Here is a 23,985-nt window from a genome sequence, read left to right as displayed (position 1 = left end):
TCGATCGAACCGCCGGATAGCGGCAAAGTCGGACTGTCAGAAAAATCTGAGCCGCCAAACGTATCAGAAACAGATGGCGTGAGAAATCGTTTTATGTGCTGCAATACAGCATAGAACTGCGCACTCATCCGCACTTTGGCCGCAGCCCGGCCGCCTGGGCCTGCTGATAGACCGGCGCCAGGCCCGGCGCGTCGCGTCGCAGCTCCTGGATCCGGTTGGCCGGATCGGGGTGGGTGGACAGCCATTGCGGGCTTCGACCGCCGCTGGCGGCCATCATGTTCTGCCACAGATCCACGGCCTGGGCCGGGTTGAATCCGGCCTGCGCCATCACCCGCTGTCCGATCACGTCCGCCTCGCTTTCCTGGGTCCGCGAGCCGGGCAACAGGAAGGCCGCCTGCGCGCCCATGCCGCCCAGCTGATTGACCGTATTGGCGGCACCATCGCCATAGGCGGCACCGGCCAGCGCGCCCAGCACGGCCAGGCCGGTCTGCGCGCCCATCTGCCGGGTAATGCGTTCTTCGTGGTGACGCGCGATCACGTGGCCGATCTCATGACCGATCACGGCAGCCAACTGGTCCTGGTTCCTGGCGACGGTGAAGATGCCGGTGTTCACGCCCACTTTGCCGCCGGGCAGGGCAAAGGCGTTGGGTTCCTTGTCGACGAATACGGCAGTCTCCCACCGTACCCCACGGTACTGAGGCGGCAGCTGTGCGACCAGCGCATTGACCACGCACTGCACGTAGCCGTTCTGGCGGCCATCGGTGCTGATCTTCTCTTTCTGCTTGGTCTCGGCAAACGCCTGCGCACCGAGCTGGTCAAGCTGTGCCTGCGACACACCGCCCACCATCTGCCGTCGTCCGGTTGGCGAGGTGGTGGTTGCACAGGCACTGACCAAGGTGGTGATGACTAGAGCCAGCAGCAGTTGTTTCATGGGTCCGCCCCCGTGTTCATGTGCGCAGTGTGTAGCGTACCTGCTTAATCTTTCGTCAAGCGGGCACGGCGTTACGTTGATCCCAGGAACACCATCGCGGCGAGCGCAACCGCATTGTTCAGCGCATGCGCGGCAATCGCCGCCCACAGGGTGCCGGTGCGGCGGTACAGCCAGCAGAAGGCGGCGCCCATGCCACCGTACACCAGCCACAGCTGCGCCATGCCCAGCAGCGAGTTCTTGCTGACACCGGGCACTTCATGGACCAGGGCGAACGCCAGGCTGCTGAGGATCAGGCCCAGCCAGGGGCGGCCGGCTTGCCACAGGCGCCCGAACAGGACGCGGCGGAACAGCAGTTCTTCGTAGGCGGGGGCAAGGACGACCGCAAACAGCACCAGGAACAGCGGGAAGCGAGCGATCGCGCTCTGCATCAGTTCCACGTTGGTGGGCACCGGCTCGATGCCGAACTGCTTGGAAAGGAAGGCGATGCCGTTGCTGCCGAGCACGATCAGCGTGGCCACCAGCAGGGTCCAGCCCCAGGTGGACGGCCGCAGCAACGCCTGTCGCGACGCCATGCGTTCGCCGGCGCTTGCCGGGCGTCGCCAGAAGTACAGCAGCAGCGCGGCGCCACCGGTGGCGATCAGGGCCATCAGGATCTGCGCCAGGGCACCGGGCTGGCCCACTGCCGCGCCGACAGCGTCAGGTGTCAGTCCGCCATTGGCCTCGGCGTTGGCGCGGCTGACCACGATTGCACGGTAGAAGCCCCAGAACAGGCCGGAGACCATGCTCAGGCCGACCAGGGTAACGGCGGCGATGCCCAGGTCGATGAAGAAGCCTGCCAACGGTGCCACGGCGCGCGGTGGGGTAGACACCGGCGGAACCGGGGGCGGGGCGGCGGAGACCGGGGTGGATGCGGACATCAGGTACCTGTGTTCAAGGGACGAAGGCCGGTGCAGCTCCCCGCGCACCGGCCAGGTCCCGATTGTGTCAGATATCCAGGTTGGCGACTTTCAGCGCATTGTCTTCGATGAAGTCGCGACGCGGCTCGACGACATCGCCCATCAGGGTGCTGAAGATCTGGTCGGCAGCGACCGCATCCTCGATGCGCACCTGCAGCAGGCGACGGGTCTCCGGGTTCACCGTGGTATCCCACAACTGCTCCGGATTCATTTCACCCAGACCCTTGAATCGCTGGATCTGGCGGCCGCGCTTGGCCTCCTCGAGCAGCCAGTTCTGCGCCTTCGCGAAGCTGTCGACTTCGATCGACTTGGCGCCGCGGGAAATCGTTGCACCTTCGCGCACCAGGCCGTGCAGCAGCTTGGAAGCCTGGTGGATCGCACGCAGTTCGCCACTCTCGAACGCCGACATCGGCAGCACCTGGATGTGCTCCTCGCCCATGTGGCGACGGGTCACCAGCACAGCGGCGGGGCGTTCCTCGTTGGCGTCCTGCAGTTCCAGGCTGAAACGCGGGCTGCCCAGGCTGCCCTGGTTGAGGCGCTTGGCCAGCGCATCCAGGCCTTCGCCTTCGCCCGCATTGCGCAGGCTGTCCATGTCCATCGGCACGAAATCGACCAGCGCTTCGAGCAGGTTGCGGTCATAGCGGTGCGCGTTGCGTTCGATGGAATCGAGCGCGGCGGCGTACGCCAGCAGCAGCTTCTCCAGTGCCAGGCCTTCGATGCCCGGTTCGCCGGTGGCCGGCACCAGCGCGGCGTTTTCCACCGCACTGCTGGCCAGGTAGCTGTCCAGCGCCGGATCATCCTTCAGGTACAGCTCCTGCTTGCCCTGCTTGATCTTGTACAGCGGCGGCAAGCCGATGTAGACGTAACCGCGCTCGATCAGCTCCGGCATCTGACGGTAGAAGAACGTCAGCAGCAGGGTGCGGATGTGGGCGCCGTCGACGTCGGCGTCGGTCATGATGATGATCTTGTGGTAACGCAGCTTGTCCGGGTTGTACTCGTCACGGCCAATGCCGGTGCCCAGCGCGGTGATCAGCGTACCGACCTGGTCGGAGGACAGCATGCGGTCGAAGCGCGCGCGTTCCACGTTGAGGATCTTGCCGCGCAGCGGCAGCACCGCCTGGTTCTTTCGGTTGCGGCCCTGCTTGGCCGAGCCACCTGCCGAGTCACCCTCGACGATGAACAGTTCGGACAGCGCCGGATCCTTTTCCTGGCAGTCGGCCAGCTTGCCCGGCAGGCCGGCGATGTCCAGCGCGCCCTTGCGGCGGGTCAGGTCGCGGGCCTTGCGGGCGGCTTCACGTGCACGCGCGGCGTCGACGATCTTGCCGGCAATCGCCTTGGCTTCGTTCGGGTTTTCCTGCAGGAACTCTTCCAGGCGCGCACCGAAGGCGTTTTCCACCGCCGGACGCACGTCGGAGCTGACCAGCTTCTCCTTGGTCTGGCTGGAGAAGCTGGGATCCGGCACCTTCACCGACAGCACCGCGATCATGCCTTCGCGCATGTCGTCGCCGGTCAGGTTGATCTTGGCCTGCTTGGCGATGCCGTTCTGCTCGATGTAGTTGTTGAGCACGCGGGTCAACGCACCGCGGAAACCGGCGAGGTGGGTACCGCCGTCCTTCTGCGGGATGTTGTTGGTGAAGCAGTACATCGTCTCCTGGTAGGAGTCGGTCCACTGCAGCGCCACCTCCACGACGATGCCGTTGTGCTCGCCGGTGACGGAGATGACATTCGGGTGCAGCGGGGTCTTCAGCTGGGCCAGATGCTCCACGAAGCTGCGGATGCCGCCTTCGTAGTGGAAGTCATCGCGACGGCCGTCGCCACGCTCGTCGGCAAGGACGATCTTGACGCCGGAGTTCAGGAACGACAACTCGCGCAGACGGCGGGCCAGGATGTCGTAGTGGAATTCCACGTTGTCGTGGAAGGCGACGGTGGACGGCCAGAAGCGCACGGTGGTGCCACGCTTGGTGGTGGCTTCCAGCTTGGCGAGCGGGGTCACGGCTGCGCCGTTGCTGAATTCCTGCTGGTAGTGGGAGCCGTTCTGGAACACGTCCACCAGCAGCTTCTGCGACAGCGCGTTGACCACGCTGACGCCGACGCCGTGCAGGCCGCCGGAAACCTTGTAGCTGTTGTCGTCGAACTTGCCGCCTGCATGCAGGACGGTCATCACCACCTCGGCGGCGGAGACCTCGCGACCGAGCTTGGCGCTCATCTGCTCGTGCTTGCCGGTCGGAATGCCGCGGCCGTTGTCGGACACCGAGACCGAGCCGTCAGCGTGGATCGTCACCGCGACATGGTCGGCGTGGCCGGCCAGCGCTTCGTCAATCGAGTTGTCGACAACCTCGAACACCATGTGGTGCAGACCGGTGCCGTCATGCACGTCACCGATGTACATGCCGGGTCGCTTGCGGACAGCCTCCAGGCCTTCCAGGGCGGTAATGCTGTTGGCGTCGTAATTGCCGTTGTTTGCCGGGGTGTTCTGTTCGTCGCTCATTGCGCTTGCCGTAGGCTCCGCAGGTCGGGCACCGCTTGGGGCGATGTGCCGAGAATGAAAGGATTCCAACCCGAATTATACCAGCCGGGGTCGAGTGGCCCTGATGTGCCCACTATGGCACAGCCACGATCTGTGCATGTTCCACGTGGAACCGGGCGATCTGGGTCAATTCCTGCAGAGCCGCCGGAGATTCAGTAGCGGTGACGAAGATCTGCGCCGGGCCGGTGAGCAGGCGCTCCAATACCCGCGCCTGGTGGGTACGATCCAGTTCGGAGGCCAGATCGTCCAGTGCGATCACCGGCCATTCGCCGCGCTGTTCTGCATAGTCCTCGGCCTGCGCCAGCAGGCACGCCAATGCGGTCAGCTTGGCCTGACCGCGTGACAATGCATCGCGACCAGGAATGCTGTGGAAATCCACGCTCCAGTCCGCCCGGTGCGGCCCAACCGAGGTGTACCCGGCCTGGCGGTCACGATCCCGGGCCAGAAGCAGCGCATCTGCCAGGGGAAGCTCATGCCGACGCCAGCCCGGACTGAGTTCCAGGGCCTGGATGCCGAGTTGCGGCGCCAAACTGGCAGCCAGCGCCACGGCACGCTGCTGCAGCCGCTCGAGGTAGTGCTGACGCCGGCTGGTAAGGGGCTCTCCGGCCTCAGCCAACTCGTGATCCCAGGTGTCCAGCATCCGCGACGGGCCGCCCTGCTTGAGCAGGGCATTGCGCTGCTTCAGCGCCCTTGAATAGCGGCGCCACAAGGACAGGAAATCAGGTTCCACGTGGAACAAACCCCAATCCAGGAAGCGACGGCGGGGCTCGCCACCGCCGCTGACCAGCGCATGGCTGCCGGGCTCAAACGTCACTACCGCCAGCGCTGCGCAGAGGTTGCCGAGCTGAGCCACATCTTCACCGTCCAATCGTCCCTTCCATTCCTGCCCACTGTGGCGCAGGCCGGCCTTTCGGCGATGCGGCGCGTGGTCGGCACGCTGTTCGTCCCATTCCACGAAGATCTCCAGCGCCTCCTGGCCCTGGCGCACCAGTCCATCGCGAACCCTGCCGCGGAAGCTCCGGCCATAGGCCATCAGATGCAGGGCCTCCAGCACGCTGGTCTTGCCGGCACCGTTGTCGCCAGTGAGCAGGTTCAGCCCCGGCTGGGGCAAGAGATCCACCGCACTGAAGCGACGCAGTTGGTGCAAGGCGAGGCGGCGGATAAGCATGGGGCGCGAACGACCATCCGCTCGAGGCGGTAGAGGGGAAGGGAATCCATCAGCTTACTGCATCGGTCAAGCCGGACGCGCTGCACCCGCATCGATGCGGAGCAGAAGCTCCCGCGCACCAACTGATCGCGGGTTCCACGTGGCGCCGGTTCACCGGCATGCCCGTTTCCAGCTCCGGACGCAGCTGAAATTCCTTCAATTCTGCACAGGGTTGCGGGGCGTGGCCCGCCAGATTTCAACGATTTCAAGACCACTTGCCGCAGGTGTTTGATGAGCGCTTGCCCGGCCGGGTGAGCGGGCGGGCGCCCGGTTTCCTCCAAATCTGAGATCCGATGCCCTGCGAGGTTCCACAGATTTCAAAGAATCCGGACCATTCGTTTCACGCTGTCCACAGCGGGGCTGTATGACTTATACACAAGGTATGGGCAATCTGTGGATAAAAAAGCCCTTTTGCCTGGGTCTGGAAACTATCCACAGGTTCCCCCCCAGCCTGAGACGCGTCTATACAGGGGGTTTCGCCCTCATAAATTCCTTTTAAATCATGCAGCTAACACATTTTTCCACGAAATCTGGCTCTACCATCACCACCATGCTTTAGATTTATACCCAGATTTAGAAGCTAGGCTTGGCCCGATCTGTCCCGAATGGGTCCTGTGGACAGAGAGGATTTCAGGAACAGCGAGCACGGTCGCCGTAGCGTGGATTCGCTTCGGCATCCGACCAGCCAGGTCCATAGCAACTGCGTTGAGACCCCAGGTACCGGCCCCGATCAAACATGATTCGGAGGCAGTCCCTGGCATCGACTCAAAGTCCCGTCGCCAGTTCGGCCTGGGAAGCAAAGCGCACGCAACCGGGTCCATCAAGGAAGATGCTGTCCGTTCGAAATCCGTGCTGGAAAGTGTTCAGCCCGATGATCCACGTGGAACGTAAAAAAAACGCCCGGGAGCTTCCCGGGCGTCGTTATGTTCCACGTGGAACCGGGCTGATGTCAGAGACGCAGCGGCATGACCACGTGGCGCGACTTCTCGCTGCTGGACTCACGCACCAGCGCAGAGGAGTTGGAGTCTCGCAGCTGGATGATGACTTCCTCATCGCGCAGGGCGGAGAGGGCATCCAGCAGGTAGTTCACGTTGAAGCCGATGGCCAGATCGCTGACCGTGGTATCGGCTTCGATCTCTTCCTGGGCTTCCTCCTGCTCCGGGTTGTGCGCGCTGATCTTCAGGTTGCCCGGCGACACTTCCACGCGGATGCCGCGGTACTTCTCGTTGGACAGGATCGCAGCGCGCTGCAGCGAGGCGCGCAGCGCTTCACGATCAACCTTCACTTCACGGTCGGCACCGATCGGAATCACCGCTTCGTAATCCGGGAAGCGGCCGTCGATCAGCTTGGAGGTGAAGGTGACATCGTCGCGCTTGACGCGGACGTGGCTGCGGCCGACTTCCAGCTCGATCTCGCGATCACCACTTTCCAGCAGGCGCTGCAGCTCGGTCACGCCCTTGCGCGGCACGATGATCTGGCGCTTGGAACCGCTCGGCTTGGCCAGGTCGGTTTCACACAGCGCCAGACGGTGGCCGTCGGTGGCAACGGTACGCAGGGCGTCACCGCGCAGATCGAACAGCAGGCCATTGAGGTAATAGCGCACGTCCTGCTGCGCCATCGCGAACGCGGTGCGCTCGATGAGCTCCTTCAGGGTCGCTTCGCCGATGGCCACGCGCTCAGTGGCTTCCACTTCGTCAACCGACGGGAAGTCATTGGAGGGCAGGGTTGCCAGGGTGAAGCGGCTACGACCGGCCTGCACGGTGATCTTGTCTCCGGTCTGCGAGACGGTGATCCGGCTGCCATCGGGCAGGGCGCGGATGATCTCGAACAGCTTGCGGGCGGGAATGGTGGTTTCGCCGTCCTGGGCGTCTTCAACCGCGATCCGCGACACCATCTCCACTTCCAGGTCGGTACCGGTCAGCGACAGCTGGCCGTTCTGCACCTGGACCAGGAAATTGGCCAGAACCGGAAGGGTCTGGCGGCGTTCGACCACGTTGACGACCTGTGCCAACGGCTTGAGAAAGGCTTCGCGCTGCAGTGTGAAACGCATGTGGTTCCGTGCCCCTATGCTTTAAAAAATGTGGAATAAATCAAAAGCTTGGTGGTGCTGGTAGAGACAGAATCGCTGGAAAACAATGCTAAGTCTTTGTAAATAAAGGAGTTTCAGGCGTCGAAACCCTCTGTATTACCGACCCCCAAGGGGTGGGGAAAGCTGTGGATAAATTCGACGGGATTTCAGACGCCATTTTTATCCACAACGTGTCCCGCGCTTGCTACCGGATTCTGCACCGTTTTGTGCGATGACGCCTCATCGGCATCCGTGCATCATTCGCTCAGCTTCCGGATCAGCTTGTCCCAGTCCTCGCGGAGCTTGCCGTCGGTTTCCATCAGGGTCCGGATCTGGCGGCAGGCATGCAGCACCGTGGTGTGATCGCGACCGGCAAAGGCGTCGCCGATCTCGGGCAGGCTGTGCTCGGTCAGTTCCTTGGTCAGGGCCATGGCAACCTGGCGGGGGCGAGCGAGCGAGCGGGTCCGACGCTTCGACAGCAGATCCTTGATCTGCAGGCCGTAGTAGTCGGCAACGGTTTTCTGGATGTTGGGAATGCTGATCGCCTGCTGCTGGGCGCGCAGCAGGTCGCGCAGGGTTTCCTGGGCAAATTCGGTGGTGATCGCGCGGCCGGTGAAGTTGGCGCGGGCGGTCAGGGTATTGAGCGCGCCCTCGAGGTCGCGCACGTTGGAGCGCATCTTCTTGGCGATCAGGAACGCAACATCATCGGGAATCTCAGCACCGCGTTCGCGCGCCTTGGCCAGCACGATCGCGGCGCGGGTCTCGAAGTCCGGCGGTTCGATCGCGACCGACAGGCCCCAGGCAAGCCGTGACTTCAGGCGCGCTTCCAGGCCTTCGACCTCGCGCGGATAGCGGTCGCAGGTCAGGATGATCTGCTGCTTGCCATCGAACAACGCGTTGAAGGTGTGGAAGAACTCTTCCTGCGTGCGGTCCTTGCCGGCGAAGAACTGGATGTCATCGATCAACAGCGCGTCCACCTGCTGGAACTGGCGCTTGAACTGATCCATGGTCTTTTCCTGCAGGGCCCGGATCATGGCGCTGAAGAACTGTTCCGAACGCAGGTACAGCACCTTCGCGCCTGGATTGGCCTGGCGCATCGCGTTGCCGGCGGCGAACATCAGGTGGGTCTTGCCCAGGCCGGTGCCTCCGTACAGCAGCAGCGGGTTGTGGGCCCGGTCGCCCGGCTTCTGCGCTGCCTGGAAGGCAGCGGCCAGGCCCAGCTGGTTGCTGCGGCCTTCGACGAAGTTGGCGAAGGTGTAGTGATTGTCCAGGTTGCCGGCGAACGGCACCTGCGGTTCGCTGGACACAGGCGCCGACGACGTGGAAACCGGCGCGTTCTGCGCCTCCACGGGGCGCGGGCGCGAGCCGATTTCAAGAAAAACGTCGCTGAAACCGGCGAAGTGAGCCAGCAGTTCACGGATCCGGGCCAGGTACAGCTCGCGGACCTGGTCGACGATGAAGGCATTCGGTGCATACAGCACCAGGCTGTCCACGCGCAGATCGGCCTGCAGCGGCTTCAACCAGGTATGAACGTCTTCCGGCGGGAACTCCGCTTCGAGGCGCTCGAGACTACGGGACCAGGCATCCATCAGCAATAATCGTCCGGTGGCCGGGGCATGGACGCGACAAGGCGCCCAAACACAGGCCGGAAAGGGGGGAAATGGATGGCTCAGACTACCACCGAGCGCCCGCCTTCGGAATGCTTGTCCCCTACTTATTCACAAAAACATCCACAGCTATTGCACAGCCCGGTGAATTCGCGTAGTCCCCAGGGGTTGACGTGAGGGGGGAGACCTCTCTAGAATTTCCGGTTCTTTCCGTCCCATTCATACGAGAGGCCCCCAATGGCCACGAAGCGCACCTACCAGCCCAGCAACCTCAAGCGTAAGCGCGACCACGGCTTCCGTGCCCGTATGAAGACCGCTGACGGCCGCAAGATCCTGTCGCGTCGCCGCGCCAAGGGCCGCAAAGTCCTGAGCGCCTGATTGCCATGCCGCACCCTGCGGCAGACGCAATCCCTTCGACAGTGAATACTGCAGACCCGCGCAAGCGATTCCCTCGCTCTGCGCGGGTTCGCACGCGTGCCGAATACTCAACGGTCTTCAACGGCGCCCGCCGTGTGTCCGATCCGCTGATGACCCTGCACTGGCTGCCGGCTGACCGGCCGGCCAGGCTGGGTCTGGCGGTTTCCCGCAAGGTCGATCCGAACGCCGTTGGGCGTAACCGGATCAAGCGCGTCCTGCGCGACATCCTGCGTCAGACACGTACCGATATCCAGCCAGGCGACTTCGTCGTCGTGGCCCGTAGTGCTGCGCGTTCCGCCAGCAACGACGAGATCCGCCAGGCCTTCCTGCGCCTGCTGCGTCGCCTGCGTGCATTGCCCGCGCCGGGCGTGGACGGCACAATGCCGCCGCCTGATGGCATCGCAACTCCTTCTTTGACCGAGCCGGCATCGCGTCCCGGCCCCGCCGAGCCTGTCCGCTGATGAACCAGACCCGCGTATTCCTCATTTTTGCCTGGCTGATGGTGGCCGTGCTGCTGTGGATGGAGTGGAGCCGTGAAAAGGCTGCTCCGACCCCGCCACCGACGACCACGTCGGCCCCGGCTGCCGTACAGAGTGTTCCGGGCGCTGCCTCGGGCAGCATTCCCAGTGCACAGGTCCCGCGCGCCCCGGGCCAGGCCGCTGTGCAGGCGCAGGCCAGTGCCACCCCGGCCAGCCAGCGCGTGACCGTCACCACCGACGTGCTGCGCCTGGTGCTTGATGGTGGCCGCGTGCTCGACGCCGAGCTGCTGCAGTTCCCGCAGACCAAGGACGAAGGCAGCCCGCCGGTTCGCCTGCTGACCGAAGACCCCGCGCATCCGTACAGCGCGATCAGTGGCTGGGCCAGCGAAGACAAGAACACCCCGGTTCCCGGCGCCGACGGCTTCAAGCTGGTCGGTGACACCAAGGACTTCGTGCTGGCCAAGGGCCAGAACGAGCTGCAGATCCCGTTCGTGTGGACTGCCGACAACGGCGTGACCATCAAGCGCACCCTGACTGTCTCGCGCAACGAGTACGCCGTGCGCTTCAAGGACGAAGTCAGCAATGCCGGCGCCGCGCCGTGGAACGGCTACGTCTACCGCACCCTGGACCGCACCCCGACCATCCTGTCGCGGAGCATGACCAACCCGGACTCCTTCAGCTTCAACGGTGCCACCTGGTACGACAACGACAAGAAGTACCAGCGTCGTGCGTTCAAGGACTACCTGGAAGACGGCACGCTCAACCAGAACATCACCGGCGGCTGGCTGGCGATGCTGCAGCACCACTTCTTCACCGCCTGGATCCCGCAGAAGGACCAGACCGCACACTACGTACTGTCGCAGGTGGCCGGTCGTGACCTGATCGAAGCGCGTGGCCCGGCCTTCACCGTGGCCCCGGGCCAGTCCACCAGCACCGAAGCCCGCCTGTGGGTCGGCCCGAAGCTGGTCAACCTGATTGCCAAGGAAGACGTGCCGGGCCTGGACCGCGTGGTCGACTACAGCCGCTTCTCGATGATGGCGGTGATCGGCCAGGGCCTGTTCTGGGTGCTGAACCAGGTGCACAAGCTGGTCGGCAACTGGGGCTGGGCGATCGTCGGCCTGGTGGTGCTGCTGAAGCTGGTGCTGTACCCGCTGTCGGCGACCCAGTACAAGAGCGGTGCCAAGATGCGTCGCTTCCAGCCGCGCATCGCGCAGCTGAAGGAACGCTATGGCGATGACCGCCAGAAGTTCCAGACCGCGATGATGGAGCTGTACAAGAAGGAAAAGATCAATCCGATGGGCGGCTGCCTGCCGATCCTCATCCAGATGCCGATCTTCTTCGCCCTGTACTGGGTGCTGGTGGAATCGGTCGAACTGCGCCAGGCGCCCTGGTTCGGCTGGATCCAGGACCTCACTGCACGCGACCCGTACTTCATCCTGCCGGTGATCAACGTGGCGGTGATGTGGTTCACCCAGAAGCTGACACCGGCACCGGGCATGGACCCGATGCAGCAGAAGATGATGCAGTTCATGCCGCTGGTGTTCGGCGTCATGATGGCCTTCATGCCGTCCGGCCTGGTCCTGTACTGGGTGGTCAACGGCGGCCTGGGCCTGCTGCAGCAGTGGTGGATGACCAAGCGCCATGGCGGCGAGCCGGTCCCGGCCACCACCGCTCCGGCCCCGGTCAAAAAGAAGTAATCGGTAGAGCCGGCCGCTGGCCGGCTGATCGCAGCAAAAGCCCGCCGCAAGGCGGGCTTTTCGCATGCGGCGTTAGAATCGCCTGCACACCGTTCCTCCCATCTTCGAGTCCGCCATGCGTGCGTCGTCGTTCCGACTGTTCCTGCCTTCGCTGTTGTTGACCCTGGTTGTTGCCGGCTGCGGCGACAAGGACGCGAAGGTGCCGGCGACCACCGTCACCCAGGCGAGCGCGCAGGCTGCGGCCGCCGCCGATCCTGCCGCTGCGCCGTTGCTGGCGGCGCTGCAGAAGCAGCTCGATGGCTACCGCCGGATCATCGTGCTGCTGGCCGACGAGGAGCAGCAGTCGACCGCCGACCGCGGCACCTCCACGCGTGTGGGACAGCAGCTGTTCCACGATGGCCTGGAACAGCGCACGACCATCGCCGCGCAGTTCGACACCCTGCTGCGCGGTTCCAGCCCGCAGCGCTTTGCCACTCTCGGCACGGTGCTGGACTACATCGAGTCTGCGCCGGAACTGTTCGACGCCGATCGCCTGGCCTTCCGTGAAGTGCTGCGTGACCTGCATGAGCGGGTCGGCACCGATTCCTCGCTGCCGGCGGTGAAGCTGCACCAGCGCATCGGTGAGGATCTGGAAGCGCTCGATGAGATCGAGCGCAACTACAACCAGGAACTGACCCGCATCTTCAGCCGCTTCGAGCGCACCCGCGCCATCGAACTGAAGCGCGAGAAGTGGGACGACTACATCGCCCACCTGCACAAGGACTACAGCCGTGAAGCGATCCTGCGCGACTACGGGGTGATCGAGCCGTATCCGATGTCGATGAAGGACAGTGACCGCGAGATCTTCGGCCGAGACCTGCCGGCCAAGACCGTGGTGCTGACCTTCGACGACGGTCCGCACAAGGCCTACACCGATGAAGTGGTGGCCATCCTCAAGCGTTACGACGTGCCGGGCGTGTTCTTCGAAGTGGGCCGCAACCTGGGCAAGGTCGAGGCCGATGGCAAGGTCAGCCTCGGCCCGATGGCGAAGATCAGCCGCAACCTGATGGAACAGGGCTATGCGGTCGGCAACCACAGCCTGACCCACGCCCAGCTGTCGCGCACCACCGGCGACGCCCTGCGCCAGCAGGTGCTGGACACCGACACGCTGCTGAAGGATGTCGACAGCAAGCGCGCGCCGCTGTTCCGCTTCCCGTACGGCGCGCGCAATGCCGAAGGCCTGCAGCTGCTCAACGAAGCCGGGCTGAAGTCGATCATGTGGAACATCGACTCGATGGACTGGGCCGACCCGGTGCCGGAATCGATCGTGCAGCGCGTACTCGACCAGGTGAACAAGGAGCAGCGCGGCATCATCCTGTTCCATGACATCCACGATCGCGCAGTGAAGGCGCTGCCGCAGATCCTCGACCGGCTGATCGCCGAGGGTTACCAGTTTGCCGGCTGGAACGGCCGCGACTTCACCGTGGCCCGTGCGCGCAAGGGTGATGCCGCTGCCGCCACCGTCACCACCGGCTACGAGAAGTCGTGGGCGATCGTGGTCGGCATCGACAACTACGCCAAGTGGCCGAAGCTGGAATACGCCAGCCATGATGCGCAGGCGGTGGCCGATACCCTGACCGGGCAGTTCGGCTTCCCGTCCTCGCAGGTGATCGTGCTGAAGAACGAGCAGGCCACGCGCAACAACATCCTCGCGGCCTTCCACGACCGCCTGGCTGACGATCGCACCGGGAAGAACGACCGCGTGTTCGTATTCTTCGCTGGCCATGGCGCGACCCGCCAGCTCGCCTCCGGGCGCGACCTCGGCTACATCATCCCGGTCGATTCGGATCCGAAGGAATTCGCCACCGACGCGATTGCGATGACCGACATCCAGAACATCGCCGAAAGCATGCAGGCCAAGCATGTGATGTTCGTGATGGATGCCTGCTACAGCGGCCTGGGCCTGACCCGTGGCGGCCCGTCGTCGTCGTCGTTCCTGCGCGAGAACGCGCGTCGCAGCGCGCGGCAGATGCTGACCGCCGGTGGTGCCGACCAGCAGGTGGCCGATGCCGGCCCCAACGGCCACTCGGTGTTCACCTGGGTGCTGCTGCAGGCGCTGGCCGGCAAGGGTGACCTCAACGGCGACGGCCTGATCACCGGTACCGAGCTGGCCGCCTACGTGGCGCCGGCCGTATCGGCGGTCTCGCACCAGACCCCGGCCTTCGGCAGCCTGCCCGGTTCGCAGGGCGGCGAGTTCGTGTTCCAGGTGCCGGACAGCCAGGAATTCCTCAATGCCGATACGCGCCAGCTGACCGCCGATGCGATCGCGCTGAACAACAAGGTGGAGGCCGCCAGCGAGGCCAAGGGCAGCCAGGCACCGGTGACGGTGGCTGACCTGCAGGGCGGCAAGGCCAAGCTGGTAGTGCCCTCCGCCGGACCGGCGTCCGACCGCCAGCGCGCGCAGCAGGCCAACGACCGTGGCCTGCAGCTGTACCGCGAGAAGCAGTACGACGAGGCAGCCGCGCAGTTCACCGAAGCGCTGAAGCTGCGTCCGGACTTTGCCCAGGCCGCCAACAACCTCGGCTTCGTCTACTACCGTCAGCAGCGCTACGCTGAAGCCGCACGCTGGCTGGAGAACACGCTGAAGATCGATCCGTCGCGTGCGGTGGCCTATCTCAACCTGGGCGATGCCTACTTCAACGCCGGCGACAAGGCCAAGGCGAAGCAGGCCTACACGACCTACCTGGCGCTGCAGCCGCAGGGCAGTGGTGCCGCGCAGGCACGCGCGCAGCTGGAGAAACTCTGAACCATGAACGACGCGATCCGTACCGACACCATCGTGGCCATCGCCAGCGCTCCGGGCGCTGGCGGTGTCGGCCTTCTGCGCCTGTCCGGTTCGCGCGCTGCGGCGATCGCCCGCGCGCTGGGTGCGCCTGCACTGCGCCCGCGCCATGCACACTATGCGCGCCTGCGCGACGCCGATGGCGACGTCATCGACGATGGCATCGTGCTGTGGTTCCCGGCGCCGAACAGCTTCACAGGCGAAGAGGTGGTGGAACTGCAGGGGCACGGCAGCCCGGTACTGCTGCAGCAACTGGTCGCGCGCTGCATTGCGCTCGGTGCGCGCCAGGCGCGGCCGGGTGAGTTCAGCGAACGCGCGTTCCTCAACGGCAAGCTGGACCTGGCCCAGGCCGAGGCCATCGCCGACCTGATCGCGGCCGGCGACAACCGCGCCGCACGCGCCGCGCGACGTTCACTGGATGGTGTGTTCTCGCGGCGCATCGACGCCGTGGTCGAGCAGTTGGTGCTGTTGCGCATCCACGTGGAAGCAGCCATCGACTTCGCCGACGAACCGCTGGAGACCCTCGGCGGTGCGCAGGTGCGGCGTGGGCTGGAGCAGGCGCGCAGTGATCTGGCCCTGCTGCGCCGCGACGCCGAACGCGGCCGTCGCCTGCGCGATGGCCTGCACGCGGTGCTGATCGGTCCGCCGAACGCCGGCAAGAGTTCACTGCTCAATGCGCTGGCCGGCAGCGAGCGCGCCATCGTTACCGACATCGCCGGCACCACCCGCGACACGCTGCGCGAGACCATCCGCCTGGATGGCCTGGAGCTGACCCTGGTCGACACCGCCGGCCTGCGCGACGGTGGCGATGCCATCGAACGCGAAGGCATGCGCCGCGCGCACGTGGAAATCGAGCGCACCGACCTGGCGTTGATCGTGCTGGATGCGCGCGATCCGGCGGCCGGGCAGGCGGCGTTGGGTGACGCCGTGGCAGCGGTGCCGCACAAGATCTACATCCACAACAAGTCGGACCTGCTCGGTGTGCTGCCGGCGCTGGACGACCCGGACCGCGTATTCGTTTCGGCAGCCACCGGCGCCGGGCTGGACGACCTGCATGCGCGCCTGCGTTCGATTGCCTCGGCCGGGGCAGGGGAGCAGGTGGATGGCGAGTTCTCCGCGCGCACCCGCCATGTGGACGCGATCGAGCGAGCGCAGGAACACGCGCAGCGCGCCGATGGCGAACTGGCGCATGAGCACCTGGAACTGGCCGCCGAGGAATTGCGGCTGGCCCATGACGCACTGGGCGAGATCACCGGGCAGATGAGTGCCGATGATCTGCTGGGGAGGATCTTCTCCAGTTTCTGCATCGGCAAGTAACACGGGGTCACATCCCCGAAGACGCTCTGATCGTCTAGCTTACCCATGACTGGCGGCAATGGGTTTCAAACCTGTGCGCGACACCTCCTTGATATCATCCCGCCATGAACCCGATTACCGACAGTGACGTGCGATCAGCTCTGCTGGGCAAGGTCATTGCTGAGCATGTCGCAAATCCAAACACGCTTGTGGTGGAGGAAATGGGGCTTGCGCGCGGCGCCTGCCGTGTCGATGTATGTGTCATCAATGGCCACCTGCACGGCTACGAGATCAAGAGTGATGTCGACACGCTGCGGAGACTCCCGTTGCAGCAGCAGTTCTACTCCGATGTCCTCGACAAGGCGACGATCGTGGTGGGTCAGCGCCACCTGGACCATGCATTGGAGACGTTGCCTGCTTGGTGGGGGGTCAGGCTGGCATCACGTGGAGCGCGCAACGCAGTGAGGCTAGAACTAGTGCGGCCTGCAAAACTCAATCCATCAGTGAGCGCGACGGCCGTCGCAGCACTCCTATGGCGCGATGAACTTTCTGCTCTGATCGGTGGGCGGACGCCGGAAAGATCAGCGCTGCGCGGCAACCGCGCAACGCTATGCGAACGACTGTCGGAGCTCTACAGTCTTGCGGAAATCCGTGCGCTGGTCAGGGAACAGTTGAAGCGCCGGTCAGACTGGCGAGGTCGCGAACAACCTTAGTCATATGGTGGTTGGTCGCCACCGTTGGCCAGGTCGAGCTTCCCCCGGTACTGGTGACACTGTTTGCGCAGTCTTCGATGTACGCATCGCCCCAGCTGTAGCCGCGCCCCATGAAGACCACCGGCAGATCGGAGACCAGGTGCCTGCACAGATCACGGTACTGGTCGCGGCCATTGCGCTTGATCTGGGTACCCACAACAATCCGCCACTGATCATCGATCGTGTACTTGATCTTGGCGTTGGGGTCGAACAGGCGCGGATCCATCAGTTCCGTCTGCGGGGAAGCGCAGCCATAGTCACCAAACCACGGCATCCGTCCAGAATGCATGCCGGCTAGCCGCGTGTACGCGCGCCATTCCCGGCGATTCACATCGCCATGTGGGCGATAGCTCGAAGAGGGGCTCAGACTGGCAGGAAAACTGCCTCCTACGATGGTGATTGATCTCCAGTCGGCCAGATCCGGAACCGCCGCAATCCATGCCTGCCAAGTCGATGCCTGCAGCGTGGGTGAGTCGGCGACGTCGGCCGAGCTGTCGAGGATCAGATCCACCTGACCAGATACCACTCCCAACAGTCTCAGCAGCCCGGAGATCCGAGCAAGGCGTCCTCCTTCAAGATCATCCGGTACGAGCCGCAATCCGCAGCCACGATCATCGCGTGCGACAATGCGTGCCACCGCCTGTTGGTAGTCGACGTGCCGGTCAATGCCGGTAACGGGAATGGCCTCGCATCCCGCGGTGCGAATGAGGTCGAAGATCCGCTCCAGATGATGCTGGCCGTCCGCCATGGTGTCGTCCCCAGCAAGATAGGGCGAATCAAACAGGCAGCGGCGCGACTTCCAGTTACTGCTCAGACGTCTGCCCACATTCTTCAGGTGGTCATCGAGTGACTTGGCCGGCGCATCGTTCTCGAAGTCCCACTGCTCGATAGGGATCTCGAACAGAGGATAGATCCCATCCTTGATTCCTTCGTTGGTACGACCCACCGCGAGATACTCACCCTGTCGCCATTTGAGGATCGGCATGTACATCGGTTGTTCCATGATCTGCCTCTGACAACCCGCTTTTGGTCATTCGAGGCTAGTCGCGGGCCTTACAGCGCTTCAATCAGAATTGTTTGAAGAGTGGCGGCGGTCAGATCGGAGCCCCTGCCGGCATCCGCTCCCCCCCTTCCCCCACCTGTCACATTGCCGCCGCATACTGACAGCCATCACATACCGCTTGAGGAAGTCGCAGTGAAGTCGTGGGGTTGTGCGTTGCTGTTGTCGCTGGCCGTGGCACCATCGGTAGCCATGAGTGCTGAATCCTCCACCCCGGCCGCACCCAAGGTGTCGGTCTACGGCCATCGCGGGGCAAGCGCACTGCTGCCCGAGCACACCCTGGCCTCGTATGCACAGGCCATCGCCGATGGCGCCGACTACATCGAACCGGACCTGGTGATGACCAAGGACGGGGTGATGGTGGCCCGCCACGAGAACGAGATCGGCGGCACCACCGACGTCGCTTCGCATCCAGAGTTCGCCAGCCGCCGCACCAGCAAGGTGATCGATGGTCAGAAGGTCGACGGCTGGTTCACCGAAGACTTCACACTGGCCGAGCTGAAGACCCTCTATGCGCGCGAGCGCCTGCCGGAACTGCGCAGCACCGCCTACGACGGGCAGTTCCGCATCGCCAGCCTGGACGAGATCCTGGCCTTCCTGGTGCAGCAGGCCGGGCGTGCCAACCGCGGCATCGGCCTGGTGCCGGAGATCAAGCACCCGACCTACTTCCAGTCCATCGGCCTGCCGATGGAAGACAAGCTGCTGGCCGCACTGCGTGGCAACGCGTACACCAATGTCGGGCCGGTCACCATCCAGTCGTTCGAGACCGCCAACCTGCGCTACCTGCGCGGCAGGATCGGCCGGGGCAGCAACATCCGGCTGCTGCAGCTGCTGTGGAAGGGCGATACCCAGCCGGCTGACATCGCCAAGGCCGGCGGCGCGCTGACCTATGCGCAGATGATGGCCCCGGCCGGCCTGAAGGACATTGCCGGCTACGCCGATGGCATCGGCCCCGAGCTGCGTTCGATCATTCCACTGGATGCCAAGGGCGCGCTGGGCACGCCGACCTCGCTGGTACGTGATGCGCATGCCGCTGGCCTGATGGTGGTTCCGTACACCTTCCGCCCGGAAAACCACTTCCAGCCCAGCAACCTGCGCAAGGGTGCCGACAGCGCGCGCAATGCCGAGGGATCGATCGCCGAGATGCGGGCTTACCTGGCGACGGGCATCGATGCGTTCTTCACCGATGACCCGGCGCTCGGCCGGCAAGCGGTGGATGGGATGGGCGCGGCGGGGAACTGAGCGATCCACGCGCCGGGCATGGCCCGGCGCTACCCGGGGGCCGGTGTGCTCTGGTAGGTGCCAACCTTGGTTGGCACACAACAACCGCGCCGACCAAGGTCGGCCACTACCGATTCATGAGGTTGCCGGCCAGCGGCCGGCACTACCGTCACCTAGCTGCGCGGTTCGTCCGGGCGGCGGAACGGGATCACCACGTAGTCCTGGCCCTCGCGCGGCTGCCACAGTACCGGCACGCGCTGCGGTGACGGCGGCTCCAGCTCGTCGTCGGACAGCGGCTCGGCCTCGTCTTCTTCGTCTTCCCAGCTGTAGCGCTGGCGCGGTGGCAGTGGGTCGGCGTTGCGGAACAGCAGCGCGGCGATGATGCCGGCGAAGGCGCCGCCCATGTGCGACTGCCAGGACACACCATCGGCGTGCGGCAGGATGGTCATCAGCATGCCGCCGTAGAACAGCATGCCGATCAGACCGGTGGCGATCGCCGCACGGTCGCGGCGCAGCAGGCCGAGGCTGGCCAGCAGGAACATCAGGCCGTGGGTCACGCCACTGGCGCCCAGGTGCACGCTGCCCGGATTGCCCAGCATCCACGCGCCGAGGCCCGAACCCAGCCACAGCAGGGGCAGCGCGCGTACGGTGGCCTTCGGATACACGCTGCCGGCGAGCGTGCCGAGGATCAGGATGGCGATGCTGTTGGCGGCGATATGCTCGACCGAGGCATGCAGCATCGGGCCGCCGATCAGGCCGAGCAGGCCCTTGGCTTCCAGCGGTGCGACCGCCCACGGTCGCCAGTCGAACGTGCCCTGCAGGGCGAACACGGCCACCAGCACCAGCACGGCGGCCAGGCTGACATTGAACGCCCGCAGGATGCGCGAGCGATCATTGCGGGGGGCCGGCACGTCGCCGGCGGGCAGGGGCGCGTTGTTGTCCATACCTCAGCAATGGCGGTGACTGGCGCGAAACCAAGGCCACCGTAACGGGAGAGTGGAGGCGGCCGGCGGGACAATCCCACCGGCCGCGCCGTTCAATGGATCAGGCTCAGGCCTGGCCTTCGCCTTCCTTCGGCGGGTACTTCAGGCTCAGCACCACGGTGGCGGCGATGATCACCGCGACCACGCCCAGCGAGACCGGGGTCGGGATCTTGAACAGGTCGATGATCATCATCTTGATGCCGATGAAGCCCAACACCAGTGCCAGGCCGTACGGCAGCAGGTGGAAGCGGTCGGCCATGCCGGCCAGCAGGAAGAACATCGCGCGCAGGCCCAGCACCGCGAACACGTTGGAGGTGAGCACGATGAACGGGTCAGTGGTGATCGCGAAGATCGCCGGGATGCTGTCCACGGCGAAGATCACGTCGGTGACCGCAATCAGGATCAGCACGGCGAACAGCGGGGTGAACCAGCGCACGCCATCACGCTTCACGCTCAGCGCGTTGCCGGCGTAGTCCGGCAGCAGGCGCAGGTGCTTGCGCATCCAGCGCAGGGCCGGGTTGGTCTCCAGGTCCGGCTCCTGGCCGGCGGCGAACCACATCTTCCAACCGGTGAACAGCAGGAAGGCGCCGAACACGTAGAGCAGCCAATGGAACTGGCTGATCAGCACGCTACCGGCGAAGATCATGATCGTACGCAGCACGATCGCACCCAGGATGCCGATGATCAGCACCTTCTGGCGCTGCTCTTCCGGCACCGCGAAGTAGCTCATGATCATCAGGAAGACAAAGATGTTGTCGACCGCCAGCGCCTTTTCGACCAGATAACCGGTCAGGAACTCGAGGCCGACCTTGTTGGCCACGACCTGGCCGGCGGTCTCATTCAGGTAGTACCAGAGGCCGGCGTTGAACAGCAGGGCCAGCGCGACCCAGCCGATGGACCACCACAGGGCCTCCTTGAAGGTGACCTTGTGCGGTCCACCATGGCGCATCAACACGAGGTCGACCAGCAGGGCGATGACCACCACCGCTGCGAAGCCGCCCCACAACCACACGTTACCGATCGTCTGCATTGGGAATGTCCGTTGGAAAGATGAATGCCAGGCCGGACGGCGAGGATCTGCAACGGAGGATCGGGAGGGGATCCAGGGACAGAGCTTCGCCAGTACGGCGAAGGTCTCGCTCGCAGTTCCAGTCGGCTGGAACTGCCGTTGCACCGGAGCCTGCGGGCTCGAAATGACGGCGACAACGTCTGGGAGCTACTCCCCTTCTGGGGCCGATTCTGCCGCCTGGCCGGGCCGCCGTCAAATGCCCCTGCACTGGGGTCGGAGCCCCTGCGGGGATCTGACCCCGGCGCCCGGTTTACAATGGGTGGATGAATACCCCCCTTCCCGTTGTCCGCCTCAAGAATGCGTGGCGCTCCAGCCACCCGTGGATCTTCCAGAAACTGGTCGAGAAGCCGACCGTCCGGCCCAAGCCCGGTTCCATCGTCGACGTGGTCGGCATCGATGGCGAGTTCATTGGCCGCGGGTTCTACAACGGGCACTCGCGCATTGCCGTGCGCATCCTTGAAACCGACCAGAACGTACCGGTGGATGCCGGCTGGTTCTCGCGCAAGATCGCCCAGGCAGTGTCGCTGCGCCGTGAGGTGCTCAAGCTCGACGCGGTGTCCGACGCCTGGCGTGTCGTGCACAGCGAAGGTGACGGCCTGTCCGGCCTGGTGGTGGACCGCTACGGCGACCTGGTGGTGGTCGAATTCTTCGCCGCCGGCATGTTCCGCCACCGCGAATGGATCTACGATGCGCTGCGCGAGCAGTTCCCCGGCTGCCGCTTCCACAGCTTCGCCGACGAGCACGTGCAGAAGCAGGAAAGCTTCGACTTCCACGGCAACACCACCACCGAAGCGTCGGTGATCACCGAGTACGGCATCAAGTTCCGCGCCGACCCGGCCGGTGCGCACAAGACCGGTTTCTTCGCCGACCAGCGCGAGAACCGTGAGTGGCTGAGCCAGCAGGTGGAAGGCAAGAGCGTGCTCGACCTGTGCTGCAACACCGGCGGTTTTGCCGTGTACGCGGCGGCGCGTGGTGCTTCGGAAGTGATCGGCATCGACATCGACGAGGACGTGATCCAGATGGCCAAGGGCAATTCGCGCCTGAACAACGTGCGTCCGAAATTCATCCAGTCCGACATCTTCCCGTGGCTGCGCGACGCCGCCAACCGTGGCGAGCAGTACGACGTGGTGATCCTGGACCCGGCGAAGATGACCCGCGACCGCGACCAGGTCATCACCGCGCTGAAGAAGTACCTGGACATGAACAAGCTGGCGCTGGGCGTGGTGAAGCCGGGCGGCTTGTTCGCCACGTTCTCCTGCACCGGCCTGGTGGCCGAGGACCAGTTCCTCGACATGCTGCGCCGCGCGGCCTATTTCTCCGGCCGCACGATCCAGATCCTGAAGGTGGCCGGCGCCGGTCCGGACCATCCGTTCATGGCCCACGTGCAGGAATCGCGTTACCTCAAGGCCGTGTTCTGCCGCGTGGTGGACTGACCGCGGGACGCTGTAGAGCCGAGCCCATGCTCGGCTGATCTGCCTGACAGCCTCAAGATCCGCCGGGCGTGGCCCGGCGCTACCCAATGCGCGGCCGCAGCGCTATGGTCGGGCTCTTCCCCATGCCGGTGAGAGCCCATGCCATCGTTGCGTCGTCTGTCCGTTGTGCTTGCCCTGGCGCTGAGTGCGCCGCTGTCGGCCCATGCCATCGAGTTCAGTGCGCAGGAACTGGCCCGCGCCAAATCCCTGCAGCAACGCCTGGTCACGCTCGACAGCCACCTGGATACGCCGGCCAACTTTGGTCGCAGCGGTTTCGACATCGAGCAACGCCACGACCGCAACGCCCTTTCGCAGGTCGACTACCCGCGCATGGTCGAAGGCGCGCTGGACGGCGGTTTCTGGGCGATCTACACCGACCAGGGCGACCGCACCGCTACCGCCCATCTGGCCGAGCGTGACCACGGCCTGCAGCGACTGATGGAAATCCGCGAGATGCTGGCGGCCAATCCCGAGCGCTTCGCGCTGGCACTGACCGCCGATGACGCAGCGCGGATCAAGGCTGCCGGCAAGCGCGTGGTCTACATCAGCATGGAAAATGCCAGCCCGTTGGTGGCTGACCCCAGCCTGCTGTCGTTCTACCACCGCGCCGGCCTGCGCCTGCTCAGCACGGTGCACTTCGCCAACAATGAGTTCGCCGATTCGGCCACCGATCCCAAGGGGGCCGAGTGGAAGGGCCTGAGCCCGGCCGGCAAGGAACTGGTACGGGAGGCGGTGAAGCTGGGCATCGTGATCGACCAGTCGCACGCCTCGGACGCGGTGTTCGACGACCTGCTGGCGATGATGCCGGTGCCGTTCGTGCTGTCGCACAGCTCGGCCAAGGCGGTCTATGACCATCCGCGCAATCTCGACGATGCGCGCCTGCGCAAACTGGCCAAGGCCGGTGGCGTGATCCAGGTGAACGCCTATGGCGGCTACCTGATCGATACGGCGAAGACGCCCGAGCGCAAGCAGGCCGAGGAAGCGCTGAGCAAGCAGCTGGGCGGCTGGGAAGGCATGGGCATCGAACAGGGCGTTGCCCTGCTGAAGGCCGAACAGGCGCTGGACCATGAGCATCCGGTGCGCCACGCCAGCCTGGACGACTTCTTCGCCCACTTCGAGCACATCCTCACGGTGGTCGGCCCCGAGCACGTGGGCATCGGCCTGGATTGGGATGGTGGTGGCGGACTGAGTGACCTGCCCGATGTCAGCCAGCTGCCGAAGATCACCGCGTGGCTGCTGCGCAAGGGCTATACCGAGAAGCAGATTGCCGGCATCTGGGGCGGCAACCTGCTGCGGGTGATGCGCCAGGCGCAGGATTACGCCGCAAAGCCGGGCGGTTGAAGCGCCCTGCGGTAGTGCCGGCCGCTGGCCGGCATTGCCCCTGTCAAGAGGATGCGGGTTGCCGGCCAGCGGCCGGCACTA

General features: G+C 64.8%; 18 protein-coding genes. 9 read left to right on the top strand and 9 right to left on the bottom strand.

The annotated features are described in order from the left end of the window. Positions 1–124: 124 nt before the first annotated feature. The 6 genes from AC5P7X_RS15905 to dnaA form a co-directional block, all read right to left on the bottom strand. Positions 125–931: a M48 family metallopeptidase gene (locus AC5P7X_RS15905; RefSeq protein WP_329842744.1), complete on the bottom strand. Its 807-nt coding sequence runs from the start codon at positions 929–931 to the stop codon at positions 125–127. Between the two features lie 71 nt (positions 932–1,002). Beyond that, a complete protein-coding gene (locus AC5P7X_RS15900; protein WP_032954741.1) occupies positions 1,003–1,848 on the bottom strand; it encodes a CPBP family intramembrane glutamic endopeptidase in 846 nt (281 codons plus the stop codon). Positions 1,849–1,915: 67 nt separating this feature from the next. Further along, positions 1,916–4,375, bottom strand: coding sequence for a DNA topoisomerase (ATP-hydrolyzing) subunit B (gene gyrB / locus AC5P7X_RS15895; protein ID WP_005421206.1), 2,460 nt, complete (start codon positions 4,373–4,375; stop codon positions 1,916–1,918). Positions 4,376–4,487: 112 nt separating this feature from the next. Further along, positions 4,488–5,582: a DNA replication/repair protein RecF gene (gene recF / locus AC5P7X_RS15890; protein WP_329842745.1), complete on the bottom strand. Its 1,095-nt coding sequence runs from the start codon at positions 5,580–5,582 to the stop codon at positions 4,488–4,490. 988 nt (positions 5,583–6,570) lie between these two features. Next, positions 6,571–7,671, bottom strand: coding sequence for a DNA polymerase III subunit beta (gene dnaN / locus AC5P7X_RS15885; RefSeq protein WP_005411731.1), 1,101 nt, complete (start codon positions 7,669–7,671; stop codon positions 6,571–6,573). 275 nt (positions 7,672–7,946) lie between these two features. After that, a complete protein-coding gene (gene dnaA / locus AC5P7X_RS15880; RefSeq protein WP_049417185.1) occupies positions 7,947–9,278 on the bottom strand; it encodes a chromosomal replication initiator protein DnaA in 1,332 nt (443 codons plus the stop codon). A 255-nt stretch (positions 9,279–9,533) separates the two neighbouring features. Here dnaA and rpmH point away from each other — a divergent pair, with 255 nt between their 5' ends. From rpmH to AC5P7X_RS15850, 6 genes are all read left to right on the top strand, one after another. Next, positions 9,534–9,674, top strand: a complete 141-nt coding sequence (gene rpmH / locus AC5P7X_RS15875) for a 50S ribosomal protein L34 (RefSeq protein WP_005411729.1) — start codon at positions 9,534–9,536, stop codon at positions 9,672–9,674. A gap of 5 nt (positions 9,675–9,679) precedes the next feature. Beyond that, positions 9,680–10,174 (top strand): ribonuclease P protein component, encoded by a 495-nt coding sequence (gene rnpA / locus AC5P7X_RS15870; RefSeq protein WP_072168770.1) that lies wholly within the window; start codon positions 9,680–9,682, stop codon positions 10,172–10,174. Beyond that, positions 10,174–11,889 (top strand): membrane protein insertase YidC, encoded by a 1,716-nt coding sequence (gene yidC / locus AC5P7X_RS15865; RefSeq protein WP_495215133.1) that lies wholly within the window; start codon positions 10,174–10,176, stop codon positions 11,887–11,889. Before rnpA ends, yidC begins: the two co-directional genes overlap by 1 nt. A 115-nt stretch (positions 11,890–12,004) precedes the next feature. Further along, the gene (locus tag AC5P7X_RS15860; RefSeq protein ID WP_005421216.1) at positions 12,005–14,674 is read left to right on the top strand and encodes a polysaccharide deacetylase family protein; all 2,670 of its coding nucleotides are present in this window, start codon (positions 12,005–12,007) and stop codon (positions 14,672–14,674) included. A gap of 3 nt (positions 14,675–14,677) precedes the next feature. Beyond that, the gene (gene mnmE, locus AC5P7X_RS15855; protein WP_171958336.1) at positions 14,678–16,027 is read left to right on the top strand and encodes a tRNA uridine-5-carboxymethylaminomethyl(34) synthesis GTPase MnmE; all 1,350 of its coding nucleotides are present in this window, start codon (positions 14,678–14,680) and stop codon (positions 16,025–16,027) included. Between the two features lie 104 nt (positions 16,028–16,131). After that, entirely contained in the window at positions 16,132–16,719 is a 588-nt protein-coding gene (locus AC5P7X_RS15850) for a sce7726 family protein (RefSeq protein ID WP_080104375.1), read from the top strand. On the opposite strand, the gene AC5P7X_RS15845 is transcribed toward AC5P7X_RS15850, so the two are convergent. Further along, positions 16,667–17,749: a beta family protein gene (locus tag AC5P7X_RS15845; RefSeq protein WP_005421222.1), complete on the bottom strand. Its 1,083-nt coding sequence runs from the start codon at positions 17,747–17,749 to the stop codon at positions 16,667–16,669. The two genes, AC5P7X_RS15850 and AC5P7X_RS15845, sit on opposite strands and share 53 nt — an antisense overlap. A 204-nt stretch (positions 17,750–17,953) precedes the next feature. Between AC5P7X_RS15845 and AC5P7X_RS15840 the strand changes: the two genes are divergently transcribed. After that, the gene (locus AC5P7X_RS15840; protein WP_053496730.1) at positions 17,954–19,060 is read left to right on the top strand and encodes a glycerophosphodiester phosphodiesterase; all 1,107 of its coding nucleotides are present in this window, start codon (positions 17,954–17,956) and stop codon (positions 19,058–19,060) included. Between the two features lie 152 nt (positions 19,061–19,212). Here AC5P7X_RS15840 and AC5P7X_RS15835 read toward each other — a convergent pair whose 3' ends face one another. Beyond that, positions 19,213–19,983 carry a rhomboid family intramembrane serine protease gene (locus AC5P7X_RS15835; RefSeq protein WP_053496731.1) on the bottom strand — a complete coding sequence of 257 codons (771 nt, stop codon included), beginning with the start codon at positions 19,981–19,983 and terminating at the stop codon, positions 19,213–19,215. A 106-nt stretch (positions 19,984–20,089) separates the two neighbouring features. Then, positions 20,090–21,052, bottom strand: coding sequence for a TerC family protein (locus AC5P7X_RS15830; RefSeq protein ID WP_010487446.1), 963 nt, complete (start codon positions 21,050–21,052; stop codon positions 20,090–20,092). Between the two features lie 302 nt (positions 21,053–21,354). On the opposite strand from AC5P7X_RS15830, the gene AC5P7X_RS15825 reads away from it, so the two are divergent. Both AC5P7X_RS15825 and AC5P7X_RS15820 read left to right on the top strand, forming a co-directional pair. After that, on the top strand, positions 21,355–22,524 hold the full coding sequence (locus AC5P7X_RS15825) for a class I SAM-dependent rRNA methyltransferase (RefSeq protein ID WP_495215132.1): 1,170 nt from the start codon (positions 21,355–21,357) through the stop codon (positions 22,522–22,524). A gap of 138 nt (positions 22,525–22,662) precedes the next feature. Continuing rightward, positions 22,663–23,904 (top strand): dipeptidase, encoded by a 1,242-nt coding sequence (locus tag AC5P7X_RS15820; protein ID WP_053496732.1) that lies wholly within the window; start codon positions 22,663–22,665, stop codon positions 23,902–23,904. Positions 23,905–23,985: the final 81 nt, after the last annotated feature.

This window comes from Stenotrophomonas sp. YJH_SMC_53, assembly GCF_059369995.1.
The sequence above is the reverse complement of the archived record's forward strand: the minus strand, read 5'-3'. Positions and strand labels throughout refer to the sequence as shown.

Excerpts from the sequence above, each read along its gene's own strand:
- AC5P7X_RS15905 (WP_329842744.1), bottom strand. The coding sequence starts at position 931 with ATGAAACAACTGCTGCTGGCTCTAGTCATCACCACCTTGGTCAGTGCC.
- AC5P7X_RS15900 (WP_032954741.1), bottom strand. The coding sequence starts at position 1,848 with ATGTCCGCATCCACCCCGGTCTCCGCCGCCCCGCCCCCGGTTCCGCCG.
- gyrB (WP_005421206.1), bottom strand. The coding sequence starts at position 4,375 with ATGAGCGACGAACAGAACACCCCGGCAAACAACGGCAATTACGACGCC.
- recF (WP_329842745.1), bottom strand. The coding sequence starts at position 5,582 with ATGCTTATCCGCCGCCTCGCCTTGCACCAACTGCGTCGCTTCAGTGCG.
- dnaN (WP_005411731.1), bottom strand. The coding sequence starts at position 7,671 with ATGCGTTTCACACTGCAGCGCGAAGCCTTTCTCAAGCCGTTGGCACAG.
- dnaA (WP_049417185.1), bottom strand. The coding sequence starts at position 9,278 with ATGGATGCCTGGTCCCGTAGTCTCGAGCGCCTCGAAGCGGAGTTCCCG.
- rpmH (WP_005411729.1), top strand. The coding sequence starts at position 9,534 with ATGGCCACGAAGCGCACCTACCAGCCCAGCAACCTCAAGCGTAAGCGC.
- rnpA (WP_072168770.1), top strand. The coding sequence starts at position 9,680 with ATGCCGCACCCTGCGGCAGACGCAATCCCTTCGACAGTGAATACTGCA.
- yidC (WP_495215133.1), top strand. The coding sequence starts at position 10,174 with ATGAACCAGACCCGCGTATTCCTCATTTTTGCCTGGCTGATGGTGGCC.
- AC5P7X_RS15860 (WP_005421216.1), top strand. The coding sequence starts at position 12,005 with ATGCGTGCGTCGTCGTTCCGACTGTTCCTGCCTTCGCTGTTGTTGACC.
- mnmE (WP_171958336.1), top strand. The coding sequence starts at position 14,678 with ATGAACGACGCGATCCGTACCGACACCATCGTGGCCATCGCCAGCGCT.
- AC5P7X_RS15850 (WP_080104375.1), top strand. The coding sequence starts at position 16,132 with ATGAACCCGATTACCGACAGTGACGTGCGATCAGCTCTGCTGGGCAAG.
- AC5P7X_RS15845 (WP_005421222.1), bottom strand. The coding sequence starts at position 17,749 with ATGTACATGCCGATCCTCAAATGGCGACAGGGTGAGTATCTCGCGGTG.
- AC5P7X_RS15835 (WP_053496731.1), bottom strand. The coding sequence starts at position 19,983 with ATGGACAACAACGCGCCCCTGCCCGCCGGCGACGTGCCGGCCCCCCGC.
- AC5P7X_RS15830 (WP_010487446.1), bottom strand. The coding sequence starts at position 21,052 with ATGCAGACGATCGGTAACGTGTGGTTGTGGGGCGGCTTCGCAGCGGTG.
- AC5P7X_RS15825 (WP_495215132.1), top strand. The coding sequence starts at position 21,355 with ATGAATACCCCCCTTCCCGTTGTCCGCCTCAAGAATGCGTGGCGCTCC.
- AC5P7X_RS15820 (WP_053496732.1), top strand. The coding sequence starts at position 22,663 with ATGCCATCGTTGCGTCGTCTGTCCGTTGTGCTTGCCCTGGCGCTGAGT.